At 46.9% G+C, this 15,078-nt stretch carries 14 protein-coding genes; 10 read left to right on the forward strand and 4 right to left on the reverse strand.

From position 1 onward, the window contains the following. Positions 1-115: 115 nt before the first annotated feature. Positions 116-1,327 carry an acetate kinase gene (locus tag RO21_RS10250; RefSeq protein WP_047977688.1) on the reverse strand — a complete coding sequence of 404 codons (1,212 nt, stop codon included), beginning with the start codon at positions 1,325-1,327 and terminating at the stop codon, positions 116-118. 24 nt (positions 1,328-1,351) lie between these two features. Here RO21_RS10250 and RO21_RS10255 point away from each other — a divergent pair, with 24 nt between their 5' ends. Beyond that, entirely contained in the window at positions 1,352-1,600 is a 249-nt protein-coding gene (locus RO21_RS10255) for a hypothetical protein (protein WP_047977689.1), read from the forward strand. Here the strand turns inward: RO21_RS10255 and murJ are convergent. After that, positions 1,597-3,165, reverse strand: coding sequence for a murein biosynthesis integral membrane protein MurJ (gene murJ, locus RO21_RS10260; protein ID WP_047977690.1), 1,569 nt, complete (start codon positions 3,163-3,165; stop codon positions 1,597-1,599). The two genes, RO21_RS10255 and murJ, sit on opposite strands and share 4 nt — an antisense overlap. Positions 3,166-3,400: 235 nt before the next feature. Between murJ and rpsT the strand changes: the two genes are divergently transcribed. The 7 genes from rpsT to RO21_RS10295 all read left to right on the forward strand — a co-directional run bounded on the left by rpsT (position 3,401) and on the right by RO21_RS10295 (position 12,263). Continuing rightward, positions 3,401-3,664, forward strand: coding sequence for a 30S ribosomal protein S20 (gene rpsT / locus RO21_RS10265; protein WP_047977691.1), 264 nt, complete (start codon positions 3,401-3,403; stop codon positions 3,662-3,664). A 181-nt stretch (positions 3,665-3,845) separates the two neighbouring features. After that, positions 3,846-5,984 (forward strand): oligopeptidase A, encoded by a 2,139-nt coding sequence (gene prlC / locus RO21_RS10270; protein WP_084724294.1) that lies wholly within the window; start codon positions 3,846-3,848, stop codon positions 5,982-5,984. A gap of 117 nt (positions 5,985-6,101) precedes the next feature. Continuing rightward, the gene (locus tag RO21_RS10275) at positions 6,102-6,866 is read left to right on the forward strand and encodes an ATP-binding cassette domain-containing protein (RefSeq protein WP_047977692.1); all 765 of its coding nucleotides are present in this window, start codon (positions 6,102-6,104) and stop codon (positions 6,864-6,866) included. Beyond that, positions 6,866-7,747, forward strand: coding sequence for an iron-siderophore ABC transporter substrate-binding protein (locus RO21_RS10280; protein WP_047977693.1), 882 nt, complete (start codon positions 6,866-6,868; stop codon positions 7,745-7,747). Before RO21_RS10275 ends, RO21_RS10280 begins: the two co-directional genes overlap by 1 nt. After that, a complete protein-coding gene (gene fhuB, locus RO21_RS10285; protein WP_047977694.1) occupies positions 7,741-9,696 on the forward strand; it encodes a Fe(3+)-hydroxamate ABC transporter permease FhuB in 1,956 nt (651 codons plus the stop codon). The genes RO21_RS10280 and fhuB overlap by 7 nt, the downstream gene beginning before the upstream one ends. Before the next feature lie 160 nt (positions 9,697-9,856). Continuing rightward, positions 9,857-11,872: a TonB-dependent siderophore receptor gene (locus RO21_RS10290; RefSeq protein WP_047977695.1), complete on the forward strand. Its 2,016-nt coding sequence runs from the start codon at positions 9,857-9,859 to the stop codon at positions 11,870-11,872. A 139-nt stretch (positions 11,873-12,011) separates the two neighbouring features. Next, entirely contained in the window at positions 12,012-12,263 is a 252-nt protein-coding gene (locus RO21_RS10295; protein ID WP_047977696.1) for a DinI-like family protein, read from the forward strand. Positions 12,264-12,310: 47 nt separating this feature from the next. On the opposite strand, the gene mobA is transcribed toward RO21_RS10295, so the two are convergent. Continuing rightward, entirely contained in the window at positions 12,311-13,408 is a 1,098-nt protein-coding gene (gene mobA, locus RO21_RS10300) for a molybdenum cofactor guanylyltransferase MobA (RefSeq protein WP_047977697.1), read from the reverse strand. 83 nt (positions 13,409-13,491) lie between these two features. On the opposite strand from mobA, the gene RO21_RS10305 reads away from it, so the two are divergent. Both RO21_RS10305 and dsbA read left to right on the forward strand, forming a co-directional pair. Next, complete coding sequence (locus RO21_RS10305) at positions 13,492-13,761, forward strand: DUF1040 family protein (RefSeq protein ID WP_047977698.1); 270 nt, start codon at positions 13,492-13,494, stop codon at positions 13,759-13,761. Between the two features lie 37 nt (positions 13,762-13,798). After that, entirely contained in the window at positions 13,799-14,437 is a 639-nt protein-coding gene (dsbA, locus tag RO21_RS10310; protein ID WP_047977699.1) for a thiol:disulfide interchange protein DsbA, read from the forward strand. A gap of 109 nt (positions 14,438-14,546) precedes the next feature. Here dsbA and RO21_RS13250 read toward each other — a convergent pair. After that, positions 14,547-15,078 (reverse strand): YadA C-terminal domain-containing protein (locus RO21_RS13250; protein ID WP_193789296.1); only part of this gene is annotated, 532 nt, incomplete at its 5' end.

The raw sequence follows: 15,078 nt of genomic DNA on the forward strand, positions 1-15,078 counted from the left end.
CGGATTTTAACCTATTGAAATAATTTGATTTTTATAAAGGACACACGCAGTGTGTCCCTACAAGTGAACAAAAAACAACTTTGTGCAACTGCTACAGAATATTGATTTTTTGTAATTATGCTGCGAAAAAGGCGGTGGTATATTTAGCAATCACCAGTTCCTCGTTAGTTGGAATGACGTAGGCGGAATGTAGCGATTTTTCGGTAGTAATTTCACCACTGTTGCCGAAACGGGCGGCAAGGTTGCGTTGCTGATCGAGTTCAAAACCTAAAATGGTCAGTTTTTCTAACACCAAGCGGCGTACCAGTTCGGAGTTTTCGCCGATCCCGCCGGTAAACACAATCGCATCAAGCTGATTGTCGAGCAGCATCGCATAAGCGCCTATATATTTTACCAAACGGTGAATATAGACTTCCAACGCAATGCGGCAATTTTTATCTTGTTCGTAATGTTCGGTAATGTAGCGGAAATCGCTGCTGCTACCGCTCAAGCCGAGCAAGCCCGATTGTTTGTTGATTAAGTTGCTGGTTTCTTCGGTAGAAAGATCCAATTTCTGTTTGAGGTAAATTAACAACGCCGGATCAATATCACCGCAGCGTGTTCCCATTACTAATCCTTCGCACGGAGTGAAGCCCATTGATGTATCAATACTCTCGCCGTTTTTGATTGCCGTGATAGATGCACCGTTACCCAAATGGCAGCTAATCATATTCAAATCGGATAACGGCTTGCCGAGCTGCTCCGCCGTTTTATAAGCAATGTAATAATGGCTGATGCCGTGGAAACCATAGCGACGAATGCCGTATTGCTCGTAGAGGGAAATCGGTAGCGGGTAGAGGTAAGCGTGAGCTGGCAGCGTGGCGTGGAAGCCCGTATCAAACACCGCCACATTTTTGGCTTTTAAGTGTGGAAAGGCGGTTTGTGCCGCGCGTACTCCCATAATATTTGCGGGATTGTGCAACGGGGCGAGTTCAAACAGTTTTTCCACTTCGCCGATGACTTCTTCGGTAATTAAGGTCGGCTGATGATATTTTTCGCCGCCGTGGGTGATGCGATGCCCGATGGCTTGAATGCTCTCTTTTAATTGCGGGTAATCGGCAAGGATCTTATCGGTAACAAAGGTCAGTGCATCGGTATGGGTTGAGTGAGGGGCGAGGGGCGCGTTAAATTTCTCACCAGCGTATTTCCAGCTGATTTTTGCCTCTGCCAGCCCCAAACATTCCGCTAAACCGGACAGCAGGCTTTCTTCACTGTGCGGATCGATAATCGAAAATTTTAACGATGAACTGCCGCAGTTAATTACCAAGATATTATGTTGCTTCGACATTATAATTCCCCCATATTAGATGTTATGATTAAAGCAATTGCCGAAAGGTTTCAGCATAGTTTTAAAGTCTCCCACAATCAACCACCAAACCGCAATTTTGTGATAGAGATCATAAAATGTGTGGGCTACAAGCGGTCGGTTGCCCACTATTTTTTGCAAAATATAATGGACGCAAGCGGTGCGTTTACCTGTGAGCAAGCATTTAGTTTTTACAACGCCGACATAACACTGCCTATTTTTGCCGGAAACCGACCGCTTGCCGATAAAATCTAAGCCCGAAAATCCCGTTTTCGCACCCCTAACAACCAGAGGGTCGGGAAATAGCTGATGATGGCTAAGCCGATTAACCAGATAATCCAGTGAATTTTTTGCCAGAGCGACAGCACGAACCATTGTTCGAGGGCTGGGCAGAAATAGGAGACGGCTGCGCCCATTATGCAGCCGGCGATCAACAATTTCAGTGCAAAAATTGCCGTTTTGCCGCTGAGATTATAAATATTGCGTTGGGCTAAGCCTCGATAGAGCAGGCTCATATTCACTGCCGCCGATAAGGTGGAGGCGATCGCCAAACCTAAATAGCCGAACGGGATAGCAAATACGCCGAAGCCGATATTGCTGACGGCGGCAATTATGCCGATTTTGACCGGCGTTTTGGTGTTTTGGTGAGCATAAAAGCCGTTAGCCAGCACGTTAATCAACATATAGCTGATAAGCCCGAAACACATTACAAACAGAGCTTGGGCGGCGGCAACGGCATCTGTGAGCTGGAATTTACCTCGCATAAACATTGTCATCATCAAGGGTTCGGCGAGGATCATCATTCCAATCATCGCCGGAATACCGAGCAACAGTACCATTCTCACCCCCCAATCCATTGTGCTTTGGAATTGGAAGTGGCGTTCGGCATCATTCAACGCCTTCTGTTTGGCAATGCGGGAAAGGCTCGGCAAAATCACAGTGGAAATGGCAATGCCGAATAAGCCGAGGGGAAATTCAATTAGGCGGTCGGCATAGTAGAGCCAGCTAATCGAACCGGTAACCAGAAAACTGGCGATCACTTGGTTGAGCAGCAGGTTAAGCTGAGTAACGGAAACACCGAACAGTGCCGGAATCATCAAATTCCGCACTTTTTTCACCCCCTCATCGTGCCACGCCCATTTCGGCTTGACCAATAGCCCCGCCTGTTTCATAAACGGAATTTGGAAGAGAAATTGCAGTAAACCGCCTAAAAATACCCCCCACGCTAAAGCCGTATCGGGCGAGTCAAAATAGGGTGCGCCCCACATTGCTACCGCAATGATTGCCACATTCAACAGAACGGGCGAGAACGCCATTACGCCGAATTTGCCGAGGGTATTCAGCACCGCGCCGGATAGTGCCACAAACGTGATAAACCATAAATAAGGGAAAGTGATTTTCAGCAATAGTGAGGCTTGGGTGAATTTATCCGCATTTTCGTCGCCGTTAAGCCAATCGACAAACCAGCCCGTGCCGAATAGTGCCGCGATTATCGGTGAGGCAAGCATTGCGACAAGGGTAACAATCGTAACTAAGCCGCCCAATGTGCCGGACACTTTGGCGATAAATTCACGGGTTTTGTCGATGTTGTTATCGGCGTTATATTCCGCTAACACCGGCACGAAGGCTTTGGAAAATGCGCCCTCGGCGAATAAACGGCGCAGAAAGTTCGGAATGCGGTTGGCAAATAAAAAGACATCGGCTGCCACGCCCGCGCCCAATAAATTTGCCACCACAATATCACGGATTAAGCCTAAGATGCGGGAGAGTAGGGTCATTGTGCTGACGATCATTCCCGATTTTAATAATTTTTTGCTCACGATGTTCTCGGTGTAAAGTAAAAATTGATCGGAATTTTAGCAGTTTGTTATAGGAAAATCAGAAAAAAACTGCTAAAATCCGCCCCTATCTTTTACACAAGAACCGTTCTTGCGTGAACGATGTTATTTTCAAGCCCGTGTCTCGTTGAAAATGAAACTTTAAACTATCGATAGCACATAAAACTGCGGTTTTATGTTTTTTATTTTTACACAGATATTTTTTAGGAGTTTGACCTTGGCTAATATCAAGTCAGCAAAAAAACGCGCGATTCAATCTGAAAAACGTCGCCAACACAACGCAAGCCAACGCTCAATGATGCGTACATTCATCAAAAAAGTTTACGCAGCAGTAGCAACTGGCGATAAAGCTGCTTCACAAGCTGCTTTCGTTGAAATGCAAAAAGTGGTGGACAGAATGGCTTCTAAAGGCTTAATCCACGCAAACAAAGCGGCTAACCACAAATCAAAATTAGCTGCGCAAATCAAAAAATTAGCATAATTTTTTGCCAATTTTGAGAAAAAAACCGACCGCGTGGTCGGTTTTTTTATCGGCTGAAAACCCGTTTTTGTGCCTTTGCAGCGATAAATTTGAGCAGCACAGGCGGGGGAATTCGGCTTGCTTTTCGTTGCCGTTGTGTTAGGGTGAATGCCCACATTCTTTTTATAAAGGGAGTAAGAAAATGCAACGCCGTCAATTTTTACAATTCACCTCGCTCGGCTTAGCCTATTTGACTTTGCCGAAATATGTGTTTGCCGGACAGACCCGCTTAAATGTGCCGGCTGCCTTGCAGGGCAATCCGCTACTGGATTTTAGCGGCTTGCCGGCTTTCTCCAAAATCAAGCCGGAGCACGTTAAGCCGGCGATCGATTTTCTGATTGCCGAGTGTCGAACCCTGACCGATAAACTGTCTGCCCAAACCAACCCCACTTGGCAAAATTTCTATTTGCCGTTGGCGGACGTTAATACGAAATTATCGCAGGTGTGGACGCTTGTCGGGCATCTCAAAGGGGTAAAAAGCGATGACGCCATTCGCAAAGCCCACGAAGTCTCACAAAAATCGATGACCGATTACAGCACTTGGGCGGGGCAGCATCAAGCCTTATACCAAGCCTATCTGACCCTGAAAGCTAGCCCTGAATTTCAGCAATACGACCTCGCCCAACAAAAAGCGATTGACGATGTGTTGCTGGATTTCCGTTTATCCGGCATTAGCCTGCCTGAAGACAAGCGGGCGGATTATGCCAAAATTATGCAAACGCTTTCCGAATTGGGCAGCAAATTTAGCAATAATGTGCTGGACGCGACGGCAAAATGGGAAAAACGCATTCAAGATCCCGCTGAACTCGCCGGCTTAAGCGAGCGGGCATTGGCGGCAGCGAAAGAGTCGGCGGAGAGTAAAAATCAGTCCGGCTATCGGATTACCCTTGATTATCCGAGCTACTCGGCGGTGATGACCTATTGCGAAAATGCGGCACTGCGGGAAGAAGTGTACAAAGCCTACGTCAGTCGAGCGTCCGAATTATCGGATCACACACTGGATAACAGCCCAATTATCGACCAAATTTTAGCCCAGCGTTTCGCATTGGCGAAATTACTCGATTTTGACAGCTATGCCGACTATTCCCTCGCCACCAAAATGGCGGAAAATCCGCAGCAAGTGCTGGATTTTTTGAACGATTTGGTCAAGCGCAGCCGCCCGCAAGCGCAAAAAGAGCTCGCGGAACTTGCCGAGTACGCCAAAACCGAATTTGGCGTGCCAACCTTGAATGCGTGGGATGTTGCATTTTACAGCCAAAAACAGAAGAACAGCCGTTATGCAGTCAATGACGAAGCACTGCGTCCTTATTTTCCGGAACAAAAAGTACTGGCAGGTTTGTTTGAGATCTGCAAGCGGTTGTTTAATCTCACTATTTTGCAAAAAGACGGCGTGGACGTGTGGGACGACAGCGTACGCTTTTTTGACGTGTTTGACGGGCAAAATCAGCTACTCGGTTCGTTCTATTTCGACCCTTACGCCCGTGAAAATAAACGCAGCGGTGCGTGGATGAATGGCGTGATCTCCCGCCAAAAATTAGCGGACGGCAACCTTGAAAAACCGGTTGCGTTTTTGGTGTGTAATTTCACCAAACCGTTGAAAGACAAGCCTTCACTGCTGTTACATCAAGAGGTGGAAACACTGTTCCACGAATTTGGACATACCCTGCACCATTTGCTGACCCAAGTGGACGTGGCGGCGGTATCCGGTATTAACGGTGTTCCTTGGGACGCGGTGGAGTACCCGAGCCAAATGCTTGAAAATTGGTGCTGGCAGGCGGAGTCTTTGAAGTTGATTTCCGGTCATATCGACACCGGTGAACCGTTGCCGGATAAGTTATTAGAGAACATCTTACAGGCGCAAAATTACCAGTCTGCCTATAAAATGGGGCGGCAATTACAGTACGGCTTGTTGGATTTCCGCCTGCATACCGAATATCAACCGACAAAAGCCGGGTTTGTCCGCCAAATTGCAAACGAGGTAGAAGCGCAAGTGTCGGTGGTGGCATTGCCGCCTTATTACCGTTTTGAAAACGCCTTTAACCACATTTTTGCCGGCGGCTATGCGGCAGGTTATTACAGCTATATGTGGGCGGACGTTTTGGCTGCGGATTCCTTCTCCCGCTTTGCAGAAGAAGGCATTTTAAACCGTGAGGTCGGGCAAGCCTTTGTGGATCACATTTTATCCCAAGGCGGTACACGCTCACCAATGGCATTGTTCAAACAATTCCGTGGGCGAGAACCCCGTCTTGATGCGTTGCTCAAACAGCAGGGCATTTTATAACCCCCTTCGGCACAACCTAGATTGTGCCGTTTTTTTGCCCTTTTTTATGATAACTATTCAAATGCTAATAATTTTCAATTAAAATATTGCTTTATGTAAATTTTGCTCGGTATTTTTGTGTTTATTGTTCAAAATGCGTCTTTTCGATTGGCAGATAGACCTATTCTCCACCCCATTTCGCTCACGTTTGAATCGGGTAGAGTTTATGGCTTGATTGGGCATAATGGATCTGGGAAATCGACTTTGATTAAGCTACTCGCTAAGCAACAGCCCTTATCGTCTGGAGAAATCAGCTTTAATGATAAGCCACTTTCTCGCTGGTCAGCTCGTGCTTTTGCGAAACAAGTGGCGTATTTGCCCCAACATTTGCCGACTGCCACTCAACTCACCGCCAAAGAATTGATCGCAATGGGGCGTTATGCGTGGAATGGTTTATTTGGTCGTCAAACCGCCCAAGATAAGCAAGCGATTGAACGGGCGATGACGCTCACCGATACCCATATTTTTGCCGAGCAATGTGTCGATGTGCTATCGGGCGGCGAGCGTTCTCGCATTTGGTTGGCAATGTTACTTGCCCAACAGAGCCAATTTTTGTTGCTGGACGAACCCTTGGCAGCCCTTGATATTGCCCACCAAGTCGAAGTAATTGAATTAGTCCATCGCTTAAGCCGAGAGCTTAATTTAGGCGTGATTATTGTGATCCACGACATCAATCTCGCCGCTCGTTATTGCGATCACCTCATCGCCCTGCACAGTGGGCGGCTACTTGCACAGGGCGATGCTCACCAAATCGTGAATACCGCCTCCCTTCAAGCGATTTATGGGATTGAACTGAATGTGATTTCCCACCCTGCCACCCAACGCCCTGTGAGTTTTTACTGATGAAATCCCTATTTAAACTCTTACAAGCGGTGCTTTGCTCACTCTTTTTTGCTAATCCACTCTTTGCCACGCCCAAAGCGGTCGCAACGCTAGACTGGACGGTCGCTGAAACCTTGCTTGCATTGGGCGAAACACCTGTTGCGGTCGGCGATAAACCGAGCTATCAAGTGTGGGTTGCCGAACCTGCTTTACCGCCCGAAGTAGTCGATTTGGGTGTGCGGTTGCAGCCGAACCCTGAACAAATTTTCAACGTTGCACAACAATATCCACAGGGGCTAATCTTCATCAACAGTGGCTTTTATCAGCAGGCTCACTCCACGTTAGCGAAAGTGGCGGACGTTGCAACGGTAGATTTCTACCAACAGGGCGAGGCGTGGCAAAATGTGCTAACTGCAACCAAACAGGTGGCAACGCTTATCGGCAAGCCACACACCTTTGACACTTTGCACCAACGTTATTTGCAAAAAATTGAGACAATCCGCCCGCTTGTTGCCCCATTTGCTGAACGCCCGATAGCGTTAGTGCAGTTTAGCGATAGCCGCCACTTGCGGATTTATGCGGAAAATAGCCTATTTGGTGCGGTGTTGAGCCAGCTCGGTTTTCAGAATGCGTGGCAGGGGTCGCACAATCAGTGGGGCTTTGAATGGATTGACGTTACCCAGTTGGCGAAGTTGCCGAAAAATAGCCGTCTGGTTGTGGTAAAACCTTACCCTACCAATCTCGGTTCAGCCTTGCAACACAATACGCTTTGGCAACATTTAGCCTTGGCAAACGACCCTGTTATTCTGCCGCCAATTTGGACATTTGGCGGTTTGCCTGCCGCGGAACGCTTTGCCCACGCATTCAGCCAAGCGTTGCAAACGGGGGGTGAACAATGGTAACACGCATTAGCCTATTTTTCGGCGTGCAAGCGGTCGCTTTCGTCCTATTATCTGCCATTTTGCTCGGCGTACAGTTGCCAACCAACGGCAACCTATTCGTCCTGTTTCAGCCAAGCGACTCCCTTGCGATGTTGCTCATTCAAAATTACAGCCTGCCACGCATTGCAATGGCGTTATTGGCTGGGGGATTATTGGGCTTTGCTAGTTTGCTTTTGCAACAGGTGATGAACAACCCGCTTGCCTCAGATAACACACTCGGCATTAGTGCAGGGGCTCAATTCGCCCTGTTTCTCGCCGCTATTTTTGTGCCGCACAGTTTGGAATGGGGAGCAAGCCTAATTGCCCTGATTGGAGCAGGCTTAAGCCTGCTGTTAGTGCTAACCCTCGCAATGCGGAAAACAATGTCGCCACTCTTATTAGTGTTGGCAGGCTTGGTGGTAAATCTCTATTTTGGGGCATTTTCCGCCTTGATGATGTTGTTCTTCCCCGAAGAATCTCGTGGCTTGGCACAATGGAGTGCCGGCTCACTGGTGCAAGAAAGCTGGCGAGACAGCCAATGGCTTGCGGTGCAAGCCGTGCCTTTGGTGCTGATTATTGCAATGCTGATTCGCCCGTTGAGTATTTTGGCGTTGAACGACAACAACGCCCAAAACTTAGGCGTGCCAGTTGTTCGGTTACGTTTAATCGGTGTATTGGTGAGTGCTACGCTTATCGCAGGGGTAGTGAGTGCGGTGGGAATGCTCGGTTTTATCGGCTTGGCAGCGGCAACGCTCGTCCGCCAACTCGGTGTGCGAACCTTGAAATATCAGCTTATCGGGGCGTTATGCGGTGGGGCGTTATTATTAGCCAATACTGATTTAGTGTTGCAACTGCTTGCTCATTTTTACGCCATTCATCTACCCACAGGGGCAGTTACCGCATTACTCGGCACGCCATTATTGCTATGGCTGATGTTCCGAGCCTTGCCAACGGGACGTTTAAGCGAAACCGTTACACAAGTTCAAAAACAAGCTCCACGCAAACTGTGGCTTTGGATTTTTTTAGGGCTGGCTATTACGCTTTGGCCCGCTCTCTCATTGGGTAAAGGCGGAAATGGTTGGGCGTGGCAAGAATTGAGCGAAAATTCATACATTGCCCTACGCTATCCACGCGTGTTAATTGCGTTAGCGGTTGGGGCGTTGCTGGCGGTCGCAGGTGTGCTGTTACAGCGTTTAACTCTCAACCCAATGGCAAGCCCCGAATTATTGGGGATTTCATCGGGGACGAGTATGGGGGTTTTAATCGCTCTGTTTAGCGTTTCCCAGTTGCCATCCCATTGGATCTGGCTGGCGGGCATTGCAGGGGCATTACTCGCTTTAGCGGTGCTGATGTGGATTAACCAAGCGAACGGAATGTTGCCCGAAAAAGTGTTACTGACGGGGATTAGCCTTTCCGCTCTGTTCGATAGCCTACAACGTTTGGCGATTGCCAGTGGCGATCCAAGGGTAAATCAGCTTATTGTGTGGACATCGGGTTCAACCCAACACATCACCGCTGAGATTGCCGTGCCATTTTTTGTGGTGGCGATTGGCTTGGTGGCGGTCAGCCTGCTGTTTAGCCGTTGGCTCACACTGTTTTTGCTACAAACCCCAATGGCACAGGCTCTCGGCTTAAATGTGGTGCAAGCACGTTGGATTTTGATTGTGCTGAGTGCGGTCTTATCCGCCTTAGCCACTTTGCTGATCGGGCCTTTGAGTTTTATCGGCTTGCTTGTTCCGCAAATCGTGCGTTGGCTCGGCGTGGTGAAAGCTCACCAACAATTATGGATTTCAGCACTGCTCGGCGGTTGGCTAATGTTGCTTGCCGATTGGCTAGGACGGCAGATACTGTTTCCCTACGAAGTGCCGGCAGGTTTAGTCGCCACGCTGATCGGCGGCAGTTATTTTTTAGTGATGATCAGACGAATTTAACCAATACAAGCGGTCGGTTTAAGGCAAAATTTTGCGATATTCAAAGAAAATGTAGGGCCGCCTCGTGTATCTGCCCAAAAAGCAATGCAATATCGCAAAAAAATGCTCCAATCGTACCGCTTGGGATCACAATTTCCCTTACTTTTTATAGGATACTTAAATGAAAAAACATTTTTTCTACTCGAACACCGCCATTGCGGTGATGATGGCAATTAGCCCTGCATTTGCGAATGAAGCCCCTACGCAACTTGATGAAATCAGCGTGATCGGCTCTGTCGCTAAAGTGGGCAAAGTGGACTATATCACGCCACGTTCAACCAGTGTGCTTTCGGCGGAAAAGCTCAAAGATCAGGGCGTTCATCAACTTGATGAGGCTACTCGCTACGAGGCCGGGGTAAATAGCCAACAATATGGGGCAGATTTGGACTCAACAGATTGGCTCAAAATTCGGGGCTTTGATGCCACCGTGCGAGTTGATGGTGCGTCCATTTACAAAGGCGGCTATTTCGGCTGGAATCCGAATATCTATGGTTTGGAAACCATTGAGATCGTCAAAGGAGCGGATTCTTTAACCTACGGTACGGCTCAAACTGGGGGCTTGATTAACCTCATTAGCAAACGTCCAACCAAAGAGCCAAAAGGCGAAGTGGAATTCACACTCGGCAATCGCAATGAACGTGGCATTGCCGCCGATGTCAGCAATGCGATCAGCGATAATCTGCGTTTTCGTTTAGTGGGAAATTATGCCAAACGTGATGGCGAAACCAACAAAACGTGGGTCGAAAATTACTATTTCGCACCAAGTTTGGCGTGGGATATTTCCGACAAAACCCATTTGACTGTGTTAGCCAGCCTCCAAAAAGATGTTGGTGTGCCAACGACCAACTTTTTCCCAAAATATAGTGTTTTGACCGCAGGTAACATTCCCAACCGCACCAATTATGGACAAAATGATCACAACTATTTAAACCGTGTGCAATCAACAATCGGTTATGAATTTAGCCACCAATTTGGCGAAGGCTACACTTTTGCCCAAACCTACCGTTTCGCCCATAACGACTCCAAACAATTTGTGACCAGTTATGGCTATATGTTGGACGATGTAATGGCAAATAAAAGTGCCACTTACGCCAATGGCACGGCTCGTAGCCATACCGTTGATAACCGTTTAACGAAAATGTGGAAAAACGACCGCCTTACCAACAGCCTCACCGCTGGGTTAGATTATAGCCACCATAAAGTTGATGGCGTGTATGGGTTTGCCAGCGAACCACAATATGCTTTCAATGTGTATCGCAATAATGGTCTCCCAATGCCACAACCAAGCGTGCCAGCCTATCAGGACAAGCAACGCCAAACGGGAATTTACTTACAAAATCAATTCCAATTAGACGACAAACTCACCGTCAATCTAGGCGTTCGCCGTGATTTTGCCAAAGGTTCAGCCAACAGTTTCGGATCACAAACCCAGTATAATCTTAACCATACTTCATATTCGGCTGGGGCAATGTATATGACCGATCTTGGTTTCGCCCCGTATGTGAGCTATTCGGAATCCTTCCGCCCAATTTCAGGCAATGACGGACAAAACCAATACAAACCTTACGAGGGTAAACAATACGAAGTGGGTTTCAAATACTTGCCGTCCTTTGTTGATGGCACATTCTCGGTGGCGTACTTTGATTTAAGCGAGAAAAATGCCCTCGTTAATGCGGCAAATGACGGAGCTTCCACCCAAGCTGTCAAGCAAACAAGCAAAGGGGTAGAGATTCAGGCTGATTTAAACTTAACCGAACAGCTTTCCACCACATTATCCTACACCTATATGAACGCCAAAACACGCTCAACTCAAGACGTGGACACACCTGCTCAACCTCGTCACAGCTATGCGGCAATGGTCAATTATGCCTTTACGGATAGTGCATTGACAGGCTTAAAAGTGGGAGCTGGATTGCGTTATACTGGCACAACAAGCGATAAATTAGGCAACGCAGGGATTAAAGTCCCCGCTCGCACACTCGTGGATTTAATGGCGAAATATGCCATTAACGACCGCTGGGAAGCCCGTGTAAATGTCTCGAACTTGGCGAATAAAAAATATGTCAGCTCGTGCTATTACGCCTGCTACTACGGCGAAGGACGCAAAATCACGGCGAATGTGAGCTATAAATTTTAACTAATATCATCGACTAAGGTGGATCAGACAAGCGGTCTGTTCCGCCTTTCTTTTTGCAAAATAAATTTACTGTATGAATTGACAGGGTGGAAAAATACTGTATTATACTGTTTATCTAAACAGTAAATAAGGAGTCGGTATGAAAGTATTGGATATACGTTTTGTGAAAGAACGTGATACGAAAAAGCTAGCAATGCAAGAGCAGACAATGGATAAATTGTTGGAAAGGCTGCCGGAGCGCATTGCAGAGAAATTTGAGGATGTGAATGTGAGGGTACGCTTTTCCAGTGCTTCCGGTTTTGATATTTCGGGCTTTCGGGGCGATGAAAAAGAGGACTTTTTAGCCTTCTTGGAAGAACTGTGGGACGATCCGTTTTTGCTTGAGGATTAAGCATTATTTGGAACGGGACGTAATAACGCCCCGCAGCGTCAATTTGCTCAGCCGTTTGATATTGGCTTTTGCAGATAGCCCAAGATAAAATTAGCGATTTGCACGATATTATTGATATTTAAGTGGTTTTTCCTTGCTAAAGGGTAATCCGTGGCGGTGGCGAGGGTGAAGTCGTCCATCTCTGGCAAAGGTTTGGCGATGCCTTGACGGTGTAACTGAATTTTGGGTAGTGGTTCGTGTTTAAAACCTTCGACTAAGATGAGATCGAGTTGCTGGCTGTCAAATTGGGCTACCAACTGGGCGAAGCTTGCGGGGAGGGCTGTTTCGGTCATCAATGCCCAGCGTTGATCGCAGGCAATCATTGTCGGGTTTGCCCCTGCCAGCCGCAAACGGTGGCTGTCTTTGCCGACTTTATCCACTTCAATATGGTGGTGGGAATGTTTGATTAGCCCGACCCGCAGTCCCCGTTGGTTTAAGAGAGGGATCAGTTTTTCTAACAAGGTTGTTTTGCCCGTACCGCTGTGTCCGGTAATTGCCAAAATAGGCGTTTTGCAAAATGGGAATGGAATCTGCCCGCTTGCAAAATCTGCCTCGCAGTTAAAATTGCGGAAAGCCTGTGGTTGTTCGGAAAAATCGACCGCCACGCTTTTTTGTGTCGCAAAGAAATGCAACAAACGGCGTTGCCCTTGTGTCAGATAGGTTTTCAGAGCGGGTTCGACACTGCGATGTAGCAGGGCAAATGCCGGGTGAGGGCGTTCACCATCGTGGGCGTAGGCGATCTGTGCTTGGTTGATCGTGATTGCCGTATGCAGTTTTTTGAGCAAATTTTCGGGCAGTAACGGGCTGTCGCACGGCACGAATAGCAGATAATCCCCGTTAATATGGGCAAAGCCGGACAGCATACCGCTTAATGGCCCTTGGAAATCGGGTAGCTGATCGGCATATTGGGGTAAATCGGGGTAGAGGCGAGCGTATTCGGCTTGCAAGCGGTTGATATTCAAAACAATATTGCAAACTTGCGGGCGTAGCCGTTCAAGAATATGGCTAATGAGAGGTTTACCTGCCCAGTGTTGCAATCCTTTCGGTTTGCCGTTTAAGCGGCGGGCTAACCCACCGGCTAAAATCACAGCGGAAATATGCGTCATTTTTCTCCCCTTATTTTGCAAAATGAGGGGTAACAGTATATGATTTCGCCCTGTTTTCGACAAATTTTTTTAAGGATTGTGAAATGAAATGTAAGCGTTTAGAGGAAGTGTTGGAGTTACTCGGCGAGCATTGGCGCAAAGAGCCGGATTTACATTTGCTGGATTTATTGCATAAGTTGGCGGAAGAAGTGGGCAAACCGCAACAATTAGATGCACTGCGTGATGAGGTGCTGATTTATCAGCTCAAAATGCGGGGCAAGGACAAAGCGGAGGCTATTCCGGGGCTGAAAAAAGATTATGAAGATGATTTTAAAACCGCATTATTGCGAGCCCGTGGAATTTTAACCGACTGATTTGGTCAAACACATTTTTAATAAAGAGGAAATCTGAATGAAAAAATTACCTTTGAAGGCCGCTTTCGTAGCATTATCTGCCCTTTTTGCGATTCAGCCGAGCGTGATGGCACAGGATTTTAGTGAAGGCAAGCACTATATTGAAGTCCGCCAAGTGCCTTCTACTCAAAAAGAAGTGGTCGAGTTTTTCTCGTTCTACTGCCCGCACTGCTATGATTTTGAATTAAATTATAAAATTCCAAGTAAAATCAAAGCAAAATTGCCGGAAGGCGCGGTGCTGAAACAGTACCACGTGAATTTCTTAGGTCGTCAGTCTGAAAATTTAACTCGGGCTTGGGCGTTAGCAATGGCATTGGGCGTGGAAGATAAGGTGAAAACGCTGTTGTTTGAAAATGCCCAAAAAGATGCGATTAAATCAATGGACGATATTCGCACTATCTTTATCGCAAATGGCGTGAGTGCCGAGCAGTTTGACGGCGGTATCAACAGTTTTGCGGTAAACGGGTTAGTCAATAAACAGGTGCAACTGGCGGAGAGCTTTAAAGTGCGCGGTGTGCCGACCTTTTTTGTGAATGAGCAGTTCCAGATCAATGCGGAAGGCTTTTCCGATGTTTCCTCAATGGGTGAATTTATCGACCGTTATGTTGATGCTGCACTGTATTTAATTAAGAAATAGTTATAAATCAGTAAGCAGATATAACTACTTAGGTAAAAAAGACCATCTTTTATTAAAAGATGGTCTTTTTAATACATTCTATAGAAATAATTACGATATTTCTAAGTTACTACCATTGATAACCAACGCTACCACCCCAGTTAACATCTTTTCGTGTATTAACGCTAACACCGAGTTTTAGGTTAACTTTATTATTGTCAGAGTTCTTTGAGTAACCAATCGCAATAGCCTCTTCACCACGATAGCCACCTACAGCCGCTGATACAGCACTTTTACCAGGTAAAGTTGGAGTTTGTAAGAAACTTAAAGCTGTTGCCCCTGCGATACCTGCACGTAGGCGTTTATTTTGCTGTGCGATATCCTTTTCAAGATCTCTTAATTGGCTGACATTTACAGCATCCGTTAGTTCTGTTCCACGAGCTACTCTAGTAATGCGTTTGTCATTACCATTCACACCTTGTTTATTGATGTATTCGTGATTATTGACCGAAACACTTTCACTAGCTTTAACATTAGCTGCTTCTACATCTTTTGCTTTAACTTTTTCGGCAGCAGTGATGTTTTTAGCATTGACATTGTTAGTGGCAGTAACGTTAGTGGTATTGACATCAGTCGCTTTAACGTTGGTTGCTTCTACATTT

The organism is Muribacter muris (assembly GCF_001038205.1).
Taxonomy (GTDB): Bacteria; Pseudomonadota; Gammaproteobacteria; order Enterobacterales; family Pasteurellaceae; genus Muribacter; species Muribacter muris.